At 54.5% G+C, this 18,689-nt stretch carries 17 protein-coding genes; 8 read left to right on the top strand and 9 right to left on the bottom strand.

Going from position 1 to position 18,689, the window contains the following annotated elements; translation table 11 throughout:
- Positions 1-40: 40 nt before the first annotated feature.
- A complete protein-coding gene (locus LG204_RS08210) occupies positions 41-664 on the bottom strand; it encodes an RlmE family RNA methyltransferase (RefSeq protein WP_230336814.1) in 624 nt (207 codons plus the stop codon).
- Between the two features lie 117 nt (positions 665-781).
- Here LG204_RS08210 and yhbY point away from each other — a divergent pair, with 117 nt between their 5' ends.
- Positions 782-1,075 carry a ribosome assembly RNA-binding protein YhbY gene (gene yhbY, locus LG204_RS08205; protein ID WP_230336813.1) on the top strand — a complete coding sequence of 98 codons (294 nt, stop codon included), beginning with the start codon at positions 782-784 and terminating at the stop codon, positions 1,073-1,075.
- Positions 1,076-1,104: 29 nt separating this feature from the next.
- Here yhbY and LG204_RS08200 read toward each other — a convergent pair whose 3' ends face one another.
- The 6 genes from LG204_RS08200 to LG204_RS08175 all read right to left on the bottom strand — a co-directional run bounded on the left by LG204_RS08200 (position 1,105) and on the right by LG204_RS08175 (position 8,417).
- Positions 1,105-1,557: a DUF4149 domain-containing protein gene (locus LG204_RS08200; protein WP_230336812.1), complete on the bottom strand. Its 453-nt coding sequence runs from the start codon at positions 1,555-1,557 to the stop codon at positions 1,105-1,107.
- Between the two features lie 18 nt (positions 1,558-1,575).
- Positions 1,576-2,052 carry a transcription elongation factor GreA gene (greA, locus tag LG204_RS08195; protein WP_013442662.1) on the bottom strand — a complete coding sequence of 159 codons (477 nt, stop codon included), beginning with the start codon at positions 2,050-2,052 and terminating at the stop codon, positions 1,576-1,578.
- Between the two features lie 85 nt (positions 2,053-2,137).
- Positions 2,138-5,347: a carbamoyl-phosphate synthase large subunit gene (gene carB, locus LG204_RS08190; protein WP_230336811.1), complete on the bottom strand. Its 3,210-nt coding sequence runs from the start codon at positions 5,345-5,347 to the stop codon at positions 2,138-2,140.
- 78 nt (positions 5,348-5,425) lie between these two features.
- Positions 5,426-6,562: a glutamine-hydrolyzing carbamoyl-phosphate synthase small subunit gene (gene carA, locus LG204_RS08185; RefSeq protein WP_230336810.1), complete on the bottom strand. Its 1,137-nt coding sequence runs from the start codon at positions 6,560-6,562 to the stop codon at positions 5,426-5,428.
- A gap of 231 nt (positions 6,563-6,793) precedes the next feature.
- Positions 6,794-7,600 carry a 4-hydroxy-tetrahydrodipicolinate reductase gene (gene dapB, locus LG204_RS08180; protein ID WP_230336809.1) on the bottom strand — a complete coding sequence of 269 codons (807 nt, stop codon included), beginning with the start codon at positions 7,598-7,600 and terminating at the stop codon, positions 6,794-6,796.
- An 85-nt stretch (positions 7,601-7,685) separates the two neighbouring features.
- Positions 7,686-8,417, bottom strand: a complete 732-nt coding sequence (locus LG204_RS08175; RefSeq protein ID WP_230336808.1) for an outer membrane protein assembly factor BamE — start codon at positions 8,415-8,417, stop codon at positions 7,686-7,688.
- Positions 8,418-8,587: 170 nt separating this feature from the next.
- Between LG204_RS08175 and fur the strand changes: the two genes are divergently transcribed.
- On the top strand, positions 8,588-9,010 hold the full coding sequence (gene fur, locus LG204_RS08170) for a ferric iron uptake transcriptional regulator (protein WP_230336807.1): 423 nt from the start codon (positions 8,588-8,590) through the stop codon (positions 9,008-9,010).
- 3 nt (positions 9,011-9,013) lie between these two features.
- Here fur and recN read toward each other — a convergent pair whose 3' ends face one another.
- A complete protein-coding gene (gene recN / locus LG204_RS08165; protein WP_230336806.1) occupies positions 9,014-10,669 on the bottom strand; it encodes a DNA repair protein RecN in 1,656 nt (551 codons plus the stop codon).
- Positions 10,670-10,697: 28 nt separating this feature from the next.
- Positions 10,698-11,561 carry an NAD kinase gene (locus LG204_RS08160; protein WP_230336805.1) on the bottom strand — a complete coding sequence of 288 codons (864 nt, stop codon included), beginning with the start codon at positions 11,559-11,561 and terminating at the stop codon, positions 10,698-10,700.
- A gap of 282 nt (positions 11,562-11,843) precedes the next feature.
- On the opposite strand from LG204_RS08160, the gene LG204_RS08155 reads away from it, so the two are divergent.
- The 6 genes from LG204_RS08155 to LG204_RS08130 all read left to right on the top strand — a co-directional run bounded on the left by LG204_RS08155 (position 11,844) and on the right by LG204_RS08130 (position 18,687).
- Positions 11,844-13,772, top strand: coding sequence for a sulfatase-like hydrolase/transferase (locus LG204_RS08155; RefSeq protein ID WP_230336804.1), 1,929 nt, complete (start codon positions 11,844-11,846; stop codon positions 13,770-13,772).
- Between the two features lie 107 nt (positions 13,773-13,879).
- Positions 13,880-14,896, top strand: a complete 1,017-nt coding sequence (gene hrcA, locus LG204_RS08150) for a heat-inducible transcriptional repressor HrcA (RefSeq protein ID WP_230337868.1) — start codon at positions 13,880-13,882, stop codon at positions 14,894-14,896.
- Positions 14,897-14,898: 2 nt separating this feature from the next.
- A complete protein-coding gene (locus LG204_RS08145) occupies positions 14,899-15,819 on the top strand; it encodes a flagellar brake protein (protein WP_230336803.1) in 921 nt (306 codons plus the stop codon).
- Positions 15,820-15,825: 6 nt separating this feature from the next.
- Positions 15,826-16,935 (top strand): ferrochelatase, encoded by a 1,110-nt coding sequence (gene hemH, locus LG204_RS08140; protein WP_230336802.1) that lies wholly within the window; start codon positions 15,826-15,828, stop codon positions 16,933-16,935.
- Positions 16,936-17,131: 196 nt separating this feature from the next.
- Positions 17,132-18,112: an ADP-glyceromanno-heptose 6-epimerase gene (gene rfaD / locus LG204_RS08135; protein ID WP_230336801.1), complete on the top strand. Its 981-nt coding sequence runs from the start codon at positions 17,132-17,134 to the stop codon at positions 18,110-18,112.
- Positions 18,113-18,123: 11 nt separating this feature from the next.
- Positions 18,124-18,687 (top strand): D-sedoheptulose 7-phosphate isomerase, encoded by a 564-nt coding sequence (locus LG204_RS08130; protein ID WP_230336800.1) that lies wholly within the window; start codon positions 18,124-18,126, stop codon positions 18,685-18,687.
- Positions 18,688-18,689: the final 2 nt, after the last annotated feature.

Genomic DNA, 18,689 nt, shown 5'->3' with positions numbered 1-18,689 from the left:
TTCATTCTAAACCTATTTTGATCGCTTGCGCAGGCGCCAATCAATCGGCTTTGCGCTTCAATCCGAGTAAATAGACTTCACTGCTACGATCACGAGAGGCCTTTGGTTTTCGGGTCACCACCTTATCGAACCCGAGCCGCATGGTTTTAATAATCTCGTCAAAACCCGAGCCGATAAAAACTTTGACCAGAAAATTACCCCCCGGTTTCAGCCATTTCAGGCTGAATTCCAGTGCTAGTTCCGTCAGGTAAGCAGCATTCGCCTGATCGACAGAACTGATACCGGATATATTTGGGGCCATGTCGGCAATTACAAGGTCTATCGGACGATTATTTAATTTTTCTTCCAACTGCAGCAGCACAGCGTCTTCACGGAAATCGCCCTGGATAAAGTCCACACCGGGGATCGCGGCCATTTCCAGCAAATCCAGAGCAATAATGCGGCCTTGCCCTTTAAGTCGTTGCACCGCCACTTGCGACCAGCTACCGGGGGTTGCTCCCAGGTCAACAATGGTCATGCCTGGCTTGATCAGCTGATCCTTGTCATCAATCTCCATGAGCTTGTAGGCGGCACGCGCACGATAGCCATCACGTTGCGCCCGCTTCACGAACTCATCGTTGACATGTTCCTGCATCCAGCCCTTGCTGGTTCTGGTTCTTTTCATGGTGTAAGAATAGTACTTCTTGGTAGGAATGGTGGCATGTGATAGACTGCGGGCCTTTTTGAATCAAAGGGATACCCTCTGGATGGAGCGTGTATTCCGCCAACATCACGAGATGATATGCCTGAACTGAACTCCAAACAAATTAGCCATCTGCGCGCATTGGGTCACAACCTGAATCCAGTTGTGATGATAGGCAACAATGGCCTGACTGAAACCGTCCTCAAGGAAATCGAAGTCAGCTTGAAAGCGCACGAACTGATCAAGATCAAGGTATTCGGGGATGATCGGGCAGCCCGCGTCAGCATGCTGCAAGAAATCTGCGAAAAAACCAATGCCACTGCCGTTCACCACATCGGCAAGCAACTGGTGATTTATCGCCAGGGCGAGAATCCGAAAATCAGTTTCGCCTGATCAGGCCGTTTTGGGACCGAGGCCGGACATTACTCTCTGGCCTTGAGCACCAGCACCAGACCCAGCAGGCTTTCAATCAGATATGCAATACTGGCAACGCCGTGCCAGGCCTTGAAACGGCTGGCAAAAATACTATGCATCACATCAGCAGGCATGGCTTGCGCCTTGAGCTGCGCAATCAGCGGCTGGATACCAAAGTGGCCGAACAGCGTCAGAATCAGCATGACAACCACAGCCCAGAAAAAGCCTTGTTTCAGCGCGGTGGTACCAAAATTCGCCAGGCGGTGTATCAGCAGGTAAAACGCACTGCCAACGCCAATATAGGCGACCAGCGTAAACATTTTTCCTGCCAGGCTACCTGCCAGCTGACGATCAGATAAGGTGCTGAACAGCGTGGGGGCTACCAGATAACCCACCGCCCATAGTGCACCTACCCACAATGTCACCACGAGTAATGCAAGCTTGTCTGACCAGGCACCCATATCTAGCGCTCCCGCACCTTAAATGTACTGAACATCCAGCACTTCGTAAGAGCGCAAACCACCTGGCGCCATCACTTCAGCAACATCGCCTGCGGTCTTGCCGATCAAGCCACGGGCAATGGGGGAACCGATGGAAATCTTGCCTTTCTTGATATCCGCTTCGTCGTCACCCACGATTTGGTAGGTAGAGACATCACCGTTATCCAGGTCTTCCACTTCTACGGTAGCGCCAAATACGCAACGACCTTCCGCATTAAGCGTCTTGGGATCAATAACCATGGCATTCGACAGCTTGGCTTCGATCTCGGCAATACGGCCTTCAATGAAGCTTTGACGCTCCTTGGCGGCATCATACTCGGCATTTTCCGACAAATCGCCCTGGGCACGCGCTTCAGCAATTGCCTGAATCACATTGGGACGGTCAACGCTGCGAAGGCGTTGCAACTCCTGCTTGAGCAGTTCCGCGCCATTTACTGTAATTGGGATTTGATTCATATTCTTTTCTCTACCATTGCAATCTATAAAACAAAAACCACACCTTCAGCCTGGAGGCGAAGGCGTGGTTTTGTGTAGGTCTATATTATGACTGAGTAAGCTGCTGATGCAAGCTTTGCAGGGACTGAACTTCGAGTTCCTGCATGTGTGCCATGCCGATACAAGCTGCCTTGGCACCGGCCAGGGTAGTGTAATAGGTCACTTTTTGCTGCAAGGCACTGCGGCGTATTTCGTAGGAATCTGCCACGGCTTTCTTGTCTTCCGTCACATTGACAATAAAACTGATCTCACCGTTCTTGATCATGTCGACAATATGCGGACGACCTTCGGCTACCTTGTTGACCGGAGTGACCTTCAGGCCAGCTTCAGCCAGTGCAGCAGCGGAACCCTTGGTCGCCACCAGCTGAAAGCCGAGGTTTGCCAGTGAACGTGCAATCTCGATGACCTTTTCACGGTCTTCACGACGCACGCTGATGAAGGCCTTGCCTGCCTTGGGAAGCTTGGTGCCTGAACCCAACTGGGATTTCACAAACGCCTCGGCAAAGGTCTTGCCTACGCCCATGACCTCACCGGTCGACTTCATTTCCGGGCCGAGTATGGTATCGACGCCAGGGAACTTGATGAAGGGGAATACCGCTTCCTTGACAGAGTAATACGGCGGCACGATTTCCTTGGTGACGCCTTGCTGCTTGAGGGTCACACCGGTCATGCAGCGCGCCGCCACTTTGGCCAGTTGCAAACCACAAGCCTTCGATACGAAAGGCACGGTACGTGAAGCACGTGGATTCACTTCAAGCACGAAAACAACATCGCCTTGAATAGCGAACTGCACATTCATCAAGCCAACGACACCAAGCGCCTTGGCCATTTGGACGGTCTGAACTCGTAATTCATCCTGCATGGCCTGAGTCAGGCTATAAGGCGGCAATGAACAGGCTGAGTCACCGGAGTGCACGCCAGCTTGCTCAATGTGTTCCATGATGCCACCGATAATGACATCCTCACCATCCGACAGCGCATCCACGTCCACTTCCAATGCATCGTTCAGGAAGCGATCCAGCAACACAGGGGATTCATTGGAAACCTTGACGGCTTCGCGCATATAGCGCTCAAGTTGCGCCTGCTCATGGACGATTTCCATGGCACGACCACCCAGCACATAGGATGGGCGCACGACCAATGGGTAACCGATTTCCTGCGCCAGGCGAATGGCTTCTTCCGGGGTACGTGCAGTGCGGTTAGGCGGCTGCTTGAGGCCCAGCTCCTGCAACATTTGCTGGAAGCGTTCACGGTCTTCGGCACGGTCAATCGCATCCGGGCTGGTACCAATAATCGGCACACCGGCTTTTTCCAGATCACGTGCCAGCTTCAGTGGTGTCTGACCACCATATTGCACGATCACGCCAACCGGTTTTTCCAGTGCCACGATTTCCAGCACATCTTCCAGCGTCAGCGGCTCGAAATAGAGACGGTCAGAGGTGTCATAGTCAGTAGAGACGGTTTCAGGATTACAGTTGACCATGATGGTCTCGTAACCATCTTCACGCATGGCAAACGCCGCGTGCACACAGCAGTAATCAAACTCGATGCCCTGACCGATACGGTTAGGGCCGCCACCCAGCACCATGATTTTCTTGTTGGTGGTCGGTTGCGCTTCGCACTCATCTTCATAGGTGGAGTACATGTAGGCGGTATCGGTGGCAAATTCGGCAGCACAGGTATCCACGCGCTTGTAAACCGGGCGCACATTCAATGCCTGGCGATAGGCACGCACCGCGTGCTGATCGGTGCCCAGCAACTTGGCAAGGCGACGGTCAGAGAAGCCGCGGCGCTTGAGCTGGAACAGCAGGTTCTTGTCCAGATCGGCCAGCCCCTTGCCCTTGAGCGCCTCTTCACGTGCGATCAGGTCGTAAATCTGCACCAGGAACCACTTGTCAATCTTGGAAAGCTGATGCACCTGCTCAACCGTCATGCCGACACGGAATGCATCACCCACAAACCAGATGCGCTCAGGGCCAGGCTCACCTAGCTCCTTGTTGATCTGGTCTGTATCCGTTGTTTTTTCGTCCAGGCCATCAACCCCCACTTCCAGGCCACGCAGGGCTTTCTGGAAGGATTCCTGGAACGTACGGCCAATGGCCATGACTTCACCAACAGACTTCATTTGGGTCGTCAGACGAGAGTCGGCCTGAGGGAATTTCTCAAACGCAAAGCGTGGAATCTTGGTGACCACGTAGTCGATGGATGGCTCAAACGACGCCGGTGTTGCACCACCGGTAATTTCATTGCGCAGCTCATCCAGCGTGAAGCCAACGGCCAGCTTTGCTGCCACTTTGGCAATCGGAAAACCGGTGGCCTTGGAAGCCAATGCAGAAGAGCGCGATACGCGGGGATTCATCTCAATAACGATCATGCGACCGTCGTCAGGATTGATGGCGAACTGCACGTTAGAACCACCAGTATCCACACCAATTTCGCGCAATACGGCCAGCGAGGCATTCCGCATGATCTGATATTCCTTATCAGTCAGCGTTTGTGCCGGTGCCACGGTGATGGAGTCACCGGTGTGCACGCCCATCGGGTCCAAGTTTTCAATGGAACAGATGATGATGCAGTTGTCCTTGCTGTCGCGGACCACTTCCATCTCGTATTCTTTCCAGCCCAGCAGCGACTCTTCGATCAGCAGCTCGCTCGTAGGCGATGCCTCAAGACCGCGCTCGCAAATGGCAAGAAATTCTTCTTTGTTATAAGCAATACCACCGCCGCTGCCGCCCATGGTGAACGATGGGCGAATGATCGCTGGGTAGCCAATACTGGCTTGTACCTGCAATGCTTCTTCCAGGCTATGGGCAACGGATGAACGCGCGGAACCCAGACCGATCTTAGTCATGGCTGTCTTGAATTTTTCGCGGTCTTCCGCCTTGTCGATCGCTTCTTTTGAAGCGCCAATCAGCTCAACATTGTATTTTTCCAGCACGCCATGTTTGGCCAGATCCAGCGCACAGTTCAATGCCGTTTGGCCACCCATGGTAGGCAGCAAGGCATCTGGACGCTCAATGGCAATGATCTTTTCCACCATTTTCCAGGTGACGGGCTCGATGTAAGTCGCATCTGCCATTTCCGGGTCAGTCATGATGGTGGCAGGATTCGAGTTCACCAGAATGACGCGGTACCCCTCTTCACGCAAGGCTTTGCAAGCCTGGGCGCCGGAGTAATCGAACTCGCAGGCCTGGCCGATCACGATCGGGCCAGCGCCTATGATGAGGATGGATTTGATGTCTGTACGTTTTGCCATATGTTCTTTAAACCGCTGGTGAGCGCCGAAACCCACCACTACACGCCGGTTTCTGGCATGAGTGGCGCAGCCCGGCGGTTAATTTGCTTTTTGCTTTTCCATCATGTTGATGAATCGATCAAACAGGTAGGACATTTCTACAGGGCCAGGACTCGCTTCCGGGTGGCCCTGGAAACTGAATGCTGGCTGGTCCGTACGGGCAATGCCCTGCAAACTGCCATCAAACAGGGATACATGTGTGGCCCGCAGATTGGCTGGGAGCGAACTGGCATCCACAGCAAAGCCGTGATTCTGGCTGGTAATGAATACGCGCTGATCGTCAGCATCCTGTACGGGATGGTTTGCGCCATGATGGCCAAATTTCATCTTCAAGGTACGAGCACCGCTAGCCAATGCCAACAACTGGTGGCCGAGGCAGATACCGAATGTTGGCACGCCACGATCCACCACAGTGCGGATCGCCTCAATGGCATAATCGCACGGCTCTGGATCACCAGGACCATTGGAGAGGAAAATTCCGTCAGGATTCAGCGCCAGGGCATCTTCTGCCGAAGCTTGCGCTGGCAATACGGTCACCTTGCAACCACGGGAAGTGAGCATGCGCAGGATATTGCGCTTGACACCGTAATCGAAGGCAACCACGTGATAACGGCTGGCCTCAGGCTTGGCATATCCCGAACCCAGCACCCACTCACCTTCATCAAAGGTATAGGCCTGCGTGCAGCTGACCACTTTGGCCAGGTCCATGCCAGCAAGACCCGGGAAAGCGCGTGCCAATTCGACGGCCTTGGCTTCATCGGCTTCGCCCGTAATAATGCAACCGGCCTGAGCGCCTTTTTCACGCAGAATGCGGGTCAGCTTACGGGTATCAATATCGGCGATCGCCACCACGTTATTGGCAGCAAGATAATCGGAAAGTGTTTGTTGACTGCGCCAGCAGCTATCCGTCAAAGGAAGATCGCGAATGATCAATCCGCTGGCATATACCTGGCCGGACTCGACATCTTCGGTATTGACACCGACATTGCCGATATGCGGATAGGTCAGGGTAACGATCTGCTTGGTGTAGGAAGGATCAGTGAGGATTTCCTGATAGCCCGTAATGGAAGTGTTGAACACCACCTCGCCAACTGTATGGCCGTGGGCACCAATCGAAATACCACGAAACACAGTTCCATCAGCAAGAACCAACATGGCTGGTGTGTGTTGCGGCACGTTCTAACCCCTTGTTTTTCAATGTTGACGCTAAGATAACAGCGGATGTGCAAAGCGGGACAAGTTCGAACTTATCCCGCCTGTAAAGTTTCAAGATTATAGCGCAAAAGGCTACTCTCTTCAACGCGACCTTTCACTTCAGCATCAATTATTGGCATCCTTGCGATGGCGTTGCGCAAAGTTGGCAAACACCGCATGCAATGACGCAATACTGCGCTGATTTATGCTTAGCTATTTGAGCGACAACACATCGCGCATATCAAACAAGCCGTTGGAGCGACCCGTCAGAAACTTGGCCGCACGCAATGCACCCAGCGCAAACGTGGCACGACTGCTCGCCTTGTGAGTGAGCTCTACCCGCTCACCAATACCCGCAAACAATACAGTGTGGTCACCTACTACATCCCCCCCACGTACCGTAGCAAAGCCGATAGTGCCGGGGTCTCGCTCACCAGTGACGCCCTCTCGGCCATACACCGCGCAAGTCGCCAGATCCCGGCCCAAGGCCTCAGCCGCCGCCTCGCCCAGTCGCAACGCAGTTCCAGATGGGGCATCCACCTTGTGCCTATGGTGCGCCTCGATCACTTCGATGTCGTATCCTTCGGCCAGCACCTTGGCAGCTTCCTTGACCAGATTGATCAGCAAGGTCACACCTACGCTCATATTGGGAGCAAAAACCACGGCAATATCGGCCGATGCCACTTCAATCTGCTGCTTTTGCTCAGGCGTGAATCCGGTCGTACCGATGACCATGGCAACACCCGCTTCACGGCAGGCCTGCAAATACTTCAGGCTAGGCTCAGGACGTGTGAAGTCCACCAGCACATCGGCACCCGCCAGCGCGGCTGCAACATCATGACTGATCAGAATATCGGTTTTACGGCCGAACTGCTCACCGGCATCACGGCCCAACTGTGGGCTATCTGACCGGTCCAACGCCGCATGCAATTGCAGGGCCTCATCGGCAAACACCCCTTCAAGCAAGGCATATCCCATACGGCCACTACATCCAGCGATCACCACATTCAGTTTTTTCATGACATCCTCACAAAACAAAACAGACCTCCGGTCGGAGGTCTGCCCAAATTTCAAATTAATGCTGCCACGCTAGCGGCGAAGCGTCTTAGAAACCAATCTTCTCCAGCATGCGCTCAAAATAGCCAGGCTCTTCTTCAGGCGGCAAATCATCCTCAGGCGCAGCCTGCGTTGCCCCGGCCGGGGCAGCTTTGGCAGGTGCCGACTTGACAGCCGGCACTGGCTGGACACTGCCCGAGGTAGCAGGAGAGACCTTCTTCGCCGGTGCAGCCTGCGTTGCAGCCGGAGCTGGTTTGCCTGGTGTCGGTGCGGCAGCAGGTGCTTCCTGCACTGCAGCCGGGGCTACAGGCTCAGCCGGATCACTGACATCCGATGGACGTGCAGGCGATGAGGCTGGCGGATTGACCAACATAGGATCAAGGACATCCTTGCTGGAAGGCGTCTCGGCAACCGCTGGGGCTGCTGCAGCGGCGGCAGCTGGAGCCTCATCCGACTTCCAGAACTTCAGGCGGTCCCACAGGCCCTTCTCTGGCTCAACCGAGCGGCGCTGCAACTCGGGCACCGTTGGATCAACCCCTGCCGCGATTGTGTCACCACGAACGCGCTTCAGCTGCTCATTCTCAAACTCCAGAATGACGCGACGCTGCTGAACAATCTTGCCATCCTTGCGGTATTGGTAGAAGTAATCCCAGCGATCGCCATGGAAACTATCCTGCAGAAGTGGAGTACCCATCACAAATCGCGCTTGCGATTTGCTCATGCCCGGCTTCAACTGCATCAACATCTTGGAGGTCACAATATTGCCCTGCTGGATGTCCATCCGATAAGGCTTGAACGACGGAAGTGCCGAACTGCAGGCGGCACATAAAAGGGTCAGTAAGAGAATTGTGTAGCGCATTACCATGACTTTGGCTGGAAATGGCGTTAATATACCATGACACCCCTGCACCAGAACACCAACATCCCAAATACTAGTTGAGTACCGAAATCATGCGTGAACCTGATGAATTAAAGAATGCTGGCCTGAAGGCTACCCTGCCAAGACTGAAGGTGCTGAGCCTGTTTGAAAACAGCAAAGAGCGTCACTTATCCGCAGAAGATGTTTACAAGATATTACTGTCGACCGGCGAAGATGTGGGCCTGGCCACCGTTTACCGCGTGTTGACACAATTTGAACAGGCTGGCTTGCTGATCCGCCATCACTTTGAAAGTGGCAAAGCCGTATTCGAATTGAATCAGGGCGGTCACCACGACCATATCGTCTGTATCAAATGTGGTCGTGTCGAAGAGTTTTTTGATGAGGAAATCGAAAAACGTCAGAAAATGGCTGCTACCGAACGCGGCTTTACCATCCAGGACCACTCGCTGTACATCTACGGCGTCTGCACCAAGCAGCCCTGCCAACCCAAGTAGTCGCTAGGGCTTCCCCAGCATCTCGGCCGCATGCTGCAGAGTGGTATCGGTAATATCCACGCCACCCAGCATGCGCGCTATCTCACTCACACGTTCGCTTGCGTTTAACGGATCAATCCGACTGAGCGTCAGGCCGTCCTGCTGACGTTTGCTGACGCGCAAATGCTGTTGCCCTTGTGCAGCCACCTGCGGAAGATGGGTAATCACCAGCACCTGGCGCTCCTGCCCCAGTTGCTTCAGCAACTGACCCACGATTTCTGCTACACCGCCGCCAATCCCGACATCTACCTCGTCAAAGATCATGGTCGGTATATCGCCTTGCTGCGCAGTCACCACGCGAATGGCAAGGCTGATGCGTGACAACTCGCCCCCGGATGCGACTTTACTCAATGGCCTTGGCACCGTACCCGCATGCCCGGCTACCAGAAACTCCACTTGCTCCAACCCGTGCGCCGAGGCTTGCTGCTCAGTGAGGGCTACCTCAAAACGTCCCCCAGACAACGAGAGGCGCTGCATTTCGGTACTGATCAAGGCCGACAGACGTTGAGCCACCACGTGACGCTCCTCGCTCAAGCGCTGGGCAAGCAGGTAATAAGACTGCCATGCTGCTTTTTCCTGCTGCGCGAGCTGGCCATCATCGACCATCAGCTCAAGCTCCGCCATGCGCAGCTGCCACTGCGCCATTAGATCCGTCAACTCCTCTGGCCTGACGCGATATTTGCGCGCCGTGCCATGCAGTGCCTGGATACGCGACTCCACTTCGGCCAGACGCTCGGGATCCAGCTCTGTGCGTTGCAAATAGCGATTGAGCGAACGATCGGTTTCTTCCAGCTGAATGATCGCCGAATCCAGCGTATCAGCAGCTTCCTTCAGTGACTCATCCAGCTCCACCAGCTCCTGCAACTTGTGCTGCAATGCACTGAGTTGCGGCATCACGGAATACTCACCCTCGCTCAATATCTGCCGACACGCCTCGCCACCTGCGATAAGGCCAGCACCATTGGATAGCCGCGCATGTTCCTGTTGCAGGGGTTCCCACTCATCGGCCACTGGCGCCAGCTGGCCAAGCTCGCGAAGCTGGTCACGCAACTCCGCCAGCTCATCCGCATAGGCTACAGCATGCTGCTCCGCCGCCAGACGACGTTCATGTAGCGCATGCCAGGCTTGAAAGTGCTGCGCCACGTCTGCCGCCAACGCGGATTGCCCCGCGTACAGATCCAGCGTCTGGCGCTGATAACTGGTCTTCAGTAATGAATGATGCGCATGCTGGCTGTATATATCGACCAGGAATTCCCCCGCCTCGCGCAATTGCTGCACGGTTGCCGGCATGCCACCAACAAATGCCTTGGAGCGACCATCGGCATAAATCACACGCCGCAGCAGCAGTTGCTGATCATCCGACGGCAGCTCATGCTCATCCAGCCATTGCTGCAAATCAGGCAGGCCCGCTATGTCAAAACTGGCGCTGATATCGGCACGATCACAGCCACTGCGGGTCACACCGCCCTCGCCCCTAGCTCCCAGCGCCAAAGAGAGCGCATCAATCAGGATGGATTTACCCGCACCGGTTTCCCCGGTCAATACGGTAAAGCCGCGATCAAACTCGAGATTGAGTTGATCGACAATGACGAAGTCGCGGATAGTGAGTGTCTGTAACATGGTGTCCTGCTGCGATTGTGGGTGGGGATCAACCCCAGTTGAGCTTTTCCCTGAGCATGTCGTAGTGGCTGTGGCCTAGCAAGTGCAGAAGCGTCACGGTTCTTTTTGCACGCTCCACCAGTATTTTGTCGCCCTGCTGCAATTCAAACTGCATCTGGCCGTCCAGGTGCATGCGCACATCGGGCGCCTGCACCACGGTAATTTCTACCTTGCTATTGCTGCTGATGGCGATAGGCCGATTGCTCAGGGTATGCGGGCAAATCGGCACCAGCGCAATGGCATCCAGCATCGGATGCAGAATCGGACCACCGGCAGATAATGAGTATGCGGTGGTGCCTGTGGGTGTCGCCAGAATCAAGCCATCGGCGCGCTGGCGATGCACAAATTGGCCATCGATATGCACCTCCAGCTCAATGAGCCGCGCCATGCCATTTTTATTGATGACGACGTCATTCAGCGCCCGACCCTGATGCACCGGTTCGCCATTACGCATGACGGTAGCCGACAGCAAAATGCGCTGCTCGGTCTGATACTCGCCTGCCAGAATCTGGCTCATGGCCTCGCACATGGATTCAGACGTGATATCCGTCAAGAACCCAAAACGGCCACGATTAACGCCCACCAGCGGAATCTGATAATCCACCAACGAACGCGCCACGCTGAGCATAGTGCCATCACCACCCAGCACCACGGCAAGGTCGGCATAGGCGCCGATAGCGTTGATATGCACCGTCGTGTAACCCTTGATCTCGGATTGCTCGGCGGTTTTTTCCTCAATGAAAATACCGATCTGCCGATCTGCCAGGAATCGGGCTAACGCGAGTATCTGCTCGCGCATTTCGGGATTCATGTATTTCCCGATCAGCGCTACCGTTTGAAATGCATTTTTCATGGCATGCATTTAATCATAGATAACATAAGCACAGAAGAGCGCCAGTACGATGTTCGTCAGCCTGCCGATCAATACCGCCCCGCTGAAAGCCTGCAAACATTGCAGACTCCTAGCAGGGCTATTACCAAATTTTGCACAACTTATCCCTTTTGCAAGCAGGCCCAGCCTTCTGTCACAAACAAAAATCCAATTTAATTCATGCGGATAGAAAAATATCGCCTGGCAAGCACAGGCCTTGCATGGTAACCGCCACCTTAATGACCACTGAACAGGTTACCCCGCATGAGTCTCAGCAAACACCACCAGTCCAGACTGCTATCGCACTTCCTGTTATTAAGCTATCTGATGGTGTTGCTGGTATCCGTTGACTCGGTCGCGTTTGGCACGGCCTATAGCACCAGCGTGGGGGCGCTGTTCTTCATCACGATTGCCTTCGTTTGCTACGGCGCGCTTTATCTCCTGCCCGCGATTATTCTCGTGCGGCTAACTTTCAGCCTAAGCAACTGGGGACGCCAACCCGACCAAGCAGCGCGCACACTCCCATCCAGCGCAGTCGCCATCCTCACCACTGGCATTACCCTATTATTACTGTTTGCCAACGCCAAAGTATTTGCGCTCTATGGCATGTTTATCAATGGTTTCATCATTAATCTGGTGATGACGCCCGGCGGTCTGCTATCCCTCGGCGGGAGCGGCGCTTCCGATGCAGGCTTTGCCTTGATAGCGGCGGGCTTTTTTATAGTGCAGGGTGGATTGTTGTGGCTGATGCGCTGGTGCTATCTGCGCACCCTAAAGCATCAATGGCTGCCCACGCGCATGTATGGGTACACGCTGCTGACGCTCCTACTGACCACCATTGGCATTCACTTTACCTACGCCGCCAATGATGCATTCGGGCGCAATGCCATCATGTCGCTGACCGATACCATTCCGTTTTTCCAGCACGTAACCAGTCGTCATTTCTTCGCCAAGCTAGGCTATGAAATCAAGCGTGGACCTAAGCTGGATGTTAAAGGTCGACTCAATTACCCTATGGCACCGCTGCAGATCACTGCACCAGCCAAGCCCTATAACATCGTCTGGCTGACGTCGGAATCCTGGCGGGCCGATATGCTGAATCCGCAAATCATGCCTGTCACATGGCAGTTCGCTAATCAGGCGGCACGTTTTACCCACAACTATAGTGGCGGTAACGGCACGCGCATGGGCGTGTTTTCCATGTTTACCGGCATTCCCGGCAACTACTGGTTCCCCTTCCTGAAAGAACAACGAGGCGCCGCCATCATTGATGTTCTGCATCGACAGAACTACCAGATGAGTCTGTATACCAGCGCCATGTTTTCGTATCCCGAGTTTGATAAGACCATTTTCAGCCAGGTACCCGCTGACAAGCTGCATTCGCTGCAAAAAAATGGCAAGCCAGGCTGGGAAAATGACCGCACCAATGTCACTGACATGCTGAACTTCATTGACAAGCGCGACCCCGGCAAGCCGTTCTTCACTTTCATGTTTTTTGAGACGCCGCATGCACGCTACTACTTCCCCCCGGAAAGCGTCATCCGTCGGCCATATGAAAACGACATCAACTACGCCACGCTAGACAAGTCCACCCTGAAAAAGAACATGCCCGGCATCAAGAACCGTTACATCAATTCCGTGCATCACCTGGATAGCCAGTTTGCGCGGGTGTTCGATTACCTGAAACAGCATCAGCTGCTGGACAACACCATCGTGGTGCTTGTTGGCGACCATGGGGAGGAATTCATGGAACATGGCTACTGGGGCCACAATTCGACATTTGTGGATCAGCAAATCCGCACACCGCTGGTGTTATGGGTACCGGGCCAGGCCGCGCAGGTATCGGACAGGATGACCAGCCACATGGATATCATTCCCACCCTGATGCCATTGCTGGGCGTGAGCAACCCGGTGTCGGATTACGCCATCGGCTACAACCTGTTTGGCGAACAACAGCGTAGCTATGCGTATGTGTCGGACTGGAGCAAGATCACCTATATCGACCAGGATGTCAAAATCACCCAGCCAGTCAGCATTGATGGCTATGCGGGCAACCGCATCACCACGGCCGATGATCGCCCGATTCCCATTGAACAGGTAGCCCGCATTGCCCAGCAAAAACAGCCTGCCACACTGCAACTCATGCGGGATTTATCGCGCTACATGGTGAAAGAGCATCCCCAGCCGCAATAAGCCCGTCAGGAGCTGCGTAATACTTATTGCGCTCCTCCTGCTTGTACCGGATAATTTTCAGCCATGGGCACTTCGCCTGCATCAGACATTCGGTACAAGTGACTACTCTGGATAAACGCGCACAAATTCTGCTTAAAACGTTGGTTGAACACTACATCAGCGATGGTCAGCCCGTGGGGTCGCGCACGCTTTCAAAATGCTCCGGACTGGATCTCAGCCCCGCCACTGTGCGCAATGTCATGTCGGACCTGGAAGACATGGGCTTTATTGCCAGCCCACATACGTCAGCTGGCCGTATCCCCACGCACCGCGGCTATCGTTTTTTTGTGGATACGCTGCTCACCATCAAACCGCTGCAATCGCAGGAAATTCAGCGACTGGAAAGCGAGCTTTCGTCGCCAGATCCACAAGAACTGATTTCATCTGCAGCTGGCCTGCTCTCCAGCCTCACGCAGTTTGCCGGGGTGGTCATGATCCCTCGCCGCAAATCGATTGCGTTCAAGCACCTAGAGTTTCTCCCGCTTTCAGATACCCGGCTGCTGGTCATCATCGTCACCTCCGATGGCAATGTGCAGAACCGCATCATTGTCACCGACAAGGCATATAGCGCGGCCGAGCTCACGCAGGCCAGCAACTTCTTCAACGCCAACTACTCGGGCAGCACCTTCGAGGATGTGCAGAAAAAGCTGCACGAAGAACTGAAACAAATGCAGTCGGACATGAACCGCCTGATGGCCGCCGCACTGGATGCGAGCAGTAAGGCGCTGGATGAGGATCGCGACAATGTGGTGATTTCCGGCGAGCGCAATCTGCTACAGGTAGATGAGTTGTCGACCAATGTCACTTCGCTGCGCAAACTGTTCGAGATATTCGAGCGCCGTACCTCGCTGATGCAGCTGCTGGACAATAGCCAGCGCGCCGAAGGCATCCAGATTTTCATCGGGGGCGAATCCGGCTACCTGCCGCTGGATGAATGCAGCATGGTCACCGCCCCCTATGAAGCCAATGGCCAGATCGTGGGCACGCTGGGCGTGATCGGGCCCACCCGCATGGCTTACGAACGCGTCATTCCGATTGTTGATATTACGGCCAAGCTGCTCTCCAGCGGCCTGTCCATGAAATAGCCATGTCCCGACCATCCAGCTTTCAGTTACTGAACAAATCCACCCTGCACATAGGGGCCACCATCCGCCATCCGCTGTTTGATGCCAATGGATTGCTGGTGTCGCCCGCGGGGCAGGTAATTCAAAATGCCGCCATGCTGGACGAGTTGCGCGCGAAAGATCTGTATGTAGACAGCGAGATCAGTGGCGACCAGAATCCCATCGAATCCATGCAGAAAAATGGCAAGGACATCAAGGTAGAAACAGTCGATGCCAGCAAGGAAAACATCACGCGCCAACTGGAAATTGGCGATAACATCCAGCTTAAATTCCTGACCACTACGGGCAGCCAGGATGCCTTTTTCGTCAAGTTTCTTGGTGGCATGGCACAGCGCAGCATCGTCTGCAGCCTGCCTGTGGTGAATGATCGCGTCATGTTCATCAAGGAAGGCAGCGCATTCTCGGTGTCATTGTTCAGCGGCCGTAATGTATATGCCTTCACCACCACTGCCGAGGTAGTGTATAGCCGCCCCTATCCTCATATGCATCTCGCCTACCCGCGCACGGTGACCATGTCGAAAATACGGCGCTCGCAACGCATCCAGGTCAACATCATCACGTCCTTCACCAACCTCTCCACCCTGCTCAAGAGCAAGGCATCCGGCATGCTGGTCGATATCAGCATGGGCGGCGCTTTGGTCGAATCCCATGAAGGCGTAGGGCAAGTCGGGCATGAGCTGGAATGCAATTTCAAGCTGCAAATTAACGGCAGTGAAACTTTTTTCACCTTGCCCAGCCATATCTGCAGCCAGCGCACCATACAGTCAGACAGTGGCAAGCTGGTCATACAGCAGGGCCTGGAGTTCGATGATATTCCCTACCAGCAAAAAATCCTGCTGCAGAACTTCATTCTGCAATCGATTTCCAACATTCAACTCGGATAACACCGCATGAAAAAACCTATGGTGGCCTTTGACCATGCCACCCTACCGAAAACCGGCATTTTGCTCGCCAATCTTGGTACCCCTGACGCCCCGACCGCCAAGGCGTTGCGCCCTTACCTCAAGCAGTTCCTGAGCGACCGGCGCGTGGTAGAAATCCCGCGCATTATCTGGTGGCTGATCCTTAACCTGATCATCCTGAATCTGCGCCCACGCAAATCCGCAGAAAAGTATGCGCAAATATGGACCAGCGAAGGCTCGCCGCTACTGGCGAATGCCCGTAAGCAAACAGCACTGCTGCAAGGCTTCCTGAGCCAGCGCATTGCATCGCCTTACGCAGTAGAGCTGGGCATGCGCTATGGCAATCCCTCCATGGCCTCGGCCATTGCCAAATTGCAGGCGCAAAACTGCACCCGTATTCTGGTATTCCCTCTATATCCGCAATATGCGGCCAGCAGCACAGCCTCTGCGCTGGATGCCGTCTGGGATACGTTAAAACAGATACGCAACGTGCCAGCGATCCGCACCATCCGCAACTATCATGACCATCCTGCCTACATAAAGGCGCTGGCTGACAGCGTACGCGAATACTGGTCTATCAATGGCAAACCAGAAAAACTGGTCATGAGTTTTCATGGCGTACCGCGCTATACGCTGGATAAAGGCGACCCCTATCACTGTGAATGCCACAAAACAGGCCGACTACTGGCCGAGGCGCTGGGACTCAGCAAGGATCAGTATCTGATCGCGTTTCAATCGCGCTTTGGCAAGGCCGAATGGCTGAAGCCCTACCTGGCCGCCACGCTTGAAAAACTGGGTAAAGACCAGATAAAACGCGTCGATGTCGTTTGCCCTGGATTCTCCAGCGACTGCCTAGAAACCCTGGAAGAAATCGCCATGGAAGGCAAGGAGATTTTCCAGCATAACGGTGGCGGCGAGTACCACTACATTCCCGCCCTGAATAGCCGCGAGAGCTGGATTCACGCCATGTGCGACATTGCCTTGGACAATCTCCATGGCTGGGTAAGCACAGAATGGGATGCCGAGCATGCGCGCCAGGAAGGCCTGAAAACGGCCCTGCGCGCTCAGGCATTAAGCGAAAGCAAGACGGATGTCTGAGCTTCACTGAAGCTTGCAGCAACCCCTGCCAGTGAGGGGTTTGCTATACTTGCAAACTTGTTGGCAACTTGCGCAGTGCTAGCCGCCTGTTCGTTCAGACGCCGACCACTCGCTGATTGGCAGACCCGCTCGCCACCCCGGACAAGCGAAGACCTTGACCGTTTGCCCCAACCTCGCAGAATTGGATACATAGCGCATGATAGTAATTACCGGCGGCGCCGGCATGATAGGCAGCATGATTGCCTGGCACCTCAATACCCAGGCAGGTCGCGATGATCTGGTGATCGTTGATCGCCTGCATCATCCCGAGCAATGGCAGAATCTGGTGCACAGAAAGTACGCCCAGTATCTGGACAAGGACGAACTTGCCGGCTGGCTGGAGCAGGGCCACAAGGTCGAGGCGGTCATCCACATGGGGGCCATCAGCGCCACCACCGAGCGCGATTTCAACAAGCTGGTACAGGACAACATCCACTTCAGCCAATCGCTCTGGCATTACTGCGCCGATAAAGGCATCCCCTTCATTTATGCCAGCTCCGCTGCCACGTATGGTGGCGGTGAAAAAGGCTATGTCGACGATGAATCATCCATCGACACCTTGCGTCCGCTGAACGGCTACGGCTACTCCAAACAGTTTTTTGACCAATGGGTCTTGCGCCAGGTACGCACACAGCAACCTGTGCCACCCCAGTGGCAGGGCTTCAAGTTCTTCAATGTGTACGGCCCCAATGAGTACCATAAGGAACGCATGGCCAGCGTCGCGTTCCATACATTCAACCAGTTCAGTGAGCACGGCACGGTAAAACTGTTCAAGAGCCATGTAGAAGGCTATGCCGATGGCATGCAGCTGCGTGATTTTGTCTATGTGAAAGATGCCGCAGCCGTGGTTGCCCACTTCCTTCTGCAAGGCGGCGCCTCTGGCATTTACAACATCGGCACAGGCAAGGCGCGCGCCTTCCGCGATCTGGCAACCAATGTCATGACCAGCATGGGCAAAACTCCCTCCATCACCTACATTGACATGCCGCAGGATTTACACGGCAAGTATCAGTACTTTACCGAAGCCAGCATGCAAAAGCTGCAGGCAGCGGGCTATACCAGCGCTTTCCATACGCTGGAAGAAGGCGTACGCGATTACGTACAGAATTATCTGCTTCAGGCAGACCCTTACGCATAAGGCTGAGCAATATGACTCCCATTGAAAATTTACAGCAAGCCCTGTCGCAGCATGCCAGCGTAATGGCGCAGCTGGAACCCATGCTGCAGCAAATCGCCGAAGTCGCCCAAGTTTGGCGCAACTGTCTTGCGAATGGCGGCAAGATTTTATTTATGGGCAACGGCGGCAGTGCCGCCGACAGCCAGCACGTGGCGGCCGAGATCGTCGGCCGCTATAAAAAGGAACGCAAAGGCCTGCCCGCCATTGCGCTGACTACCGATACCTCCATCCTGACGTCGGTAGGCAATGACTATGGCTTTGATTTCATTTTTTCGCGTCAGGTCGAAGCCTTGTGCCTGCCGCAGGATGTGGTCGTCGGCTTTTCCACCTCGGGGAATAGCGCCAATGTTGTCCGCGCCATTGAGACGGCCAAGGCCATCGGCGCCAAGACCGTTGGCATGACGGGTGGTAGTGGCGGCAAACTGGCTGCGCTCTGCGATTACTGCCTGACCATGCCGTCATCCGATACGCCCCGCATTCAGGAAGCCCATATTTTTATTGGCCATAGCCTGTGCGATCTGCTGGAAGCTGACTGACG

It is taken from the genome of Methylovorus menthalis (assembly GCF_020523625.1).
GTDB lineage: Bacteria > Pseudomonadota > Gammaproteobacteria > Burkholderiales > Methylophilaceae > Methylovorus > Methylovorus menthalis.
The sequence above is the reverse complement of the archived record's forward strand: the minus strand, read 5'-3'. Positions and strand labels throughout refer to the sequence as shown.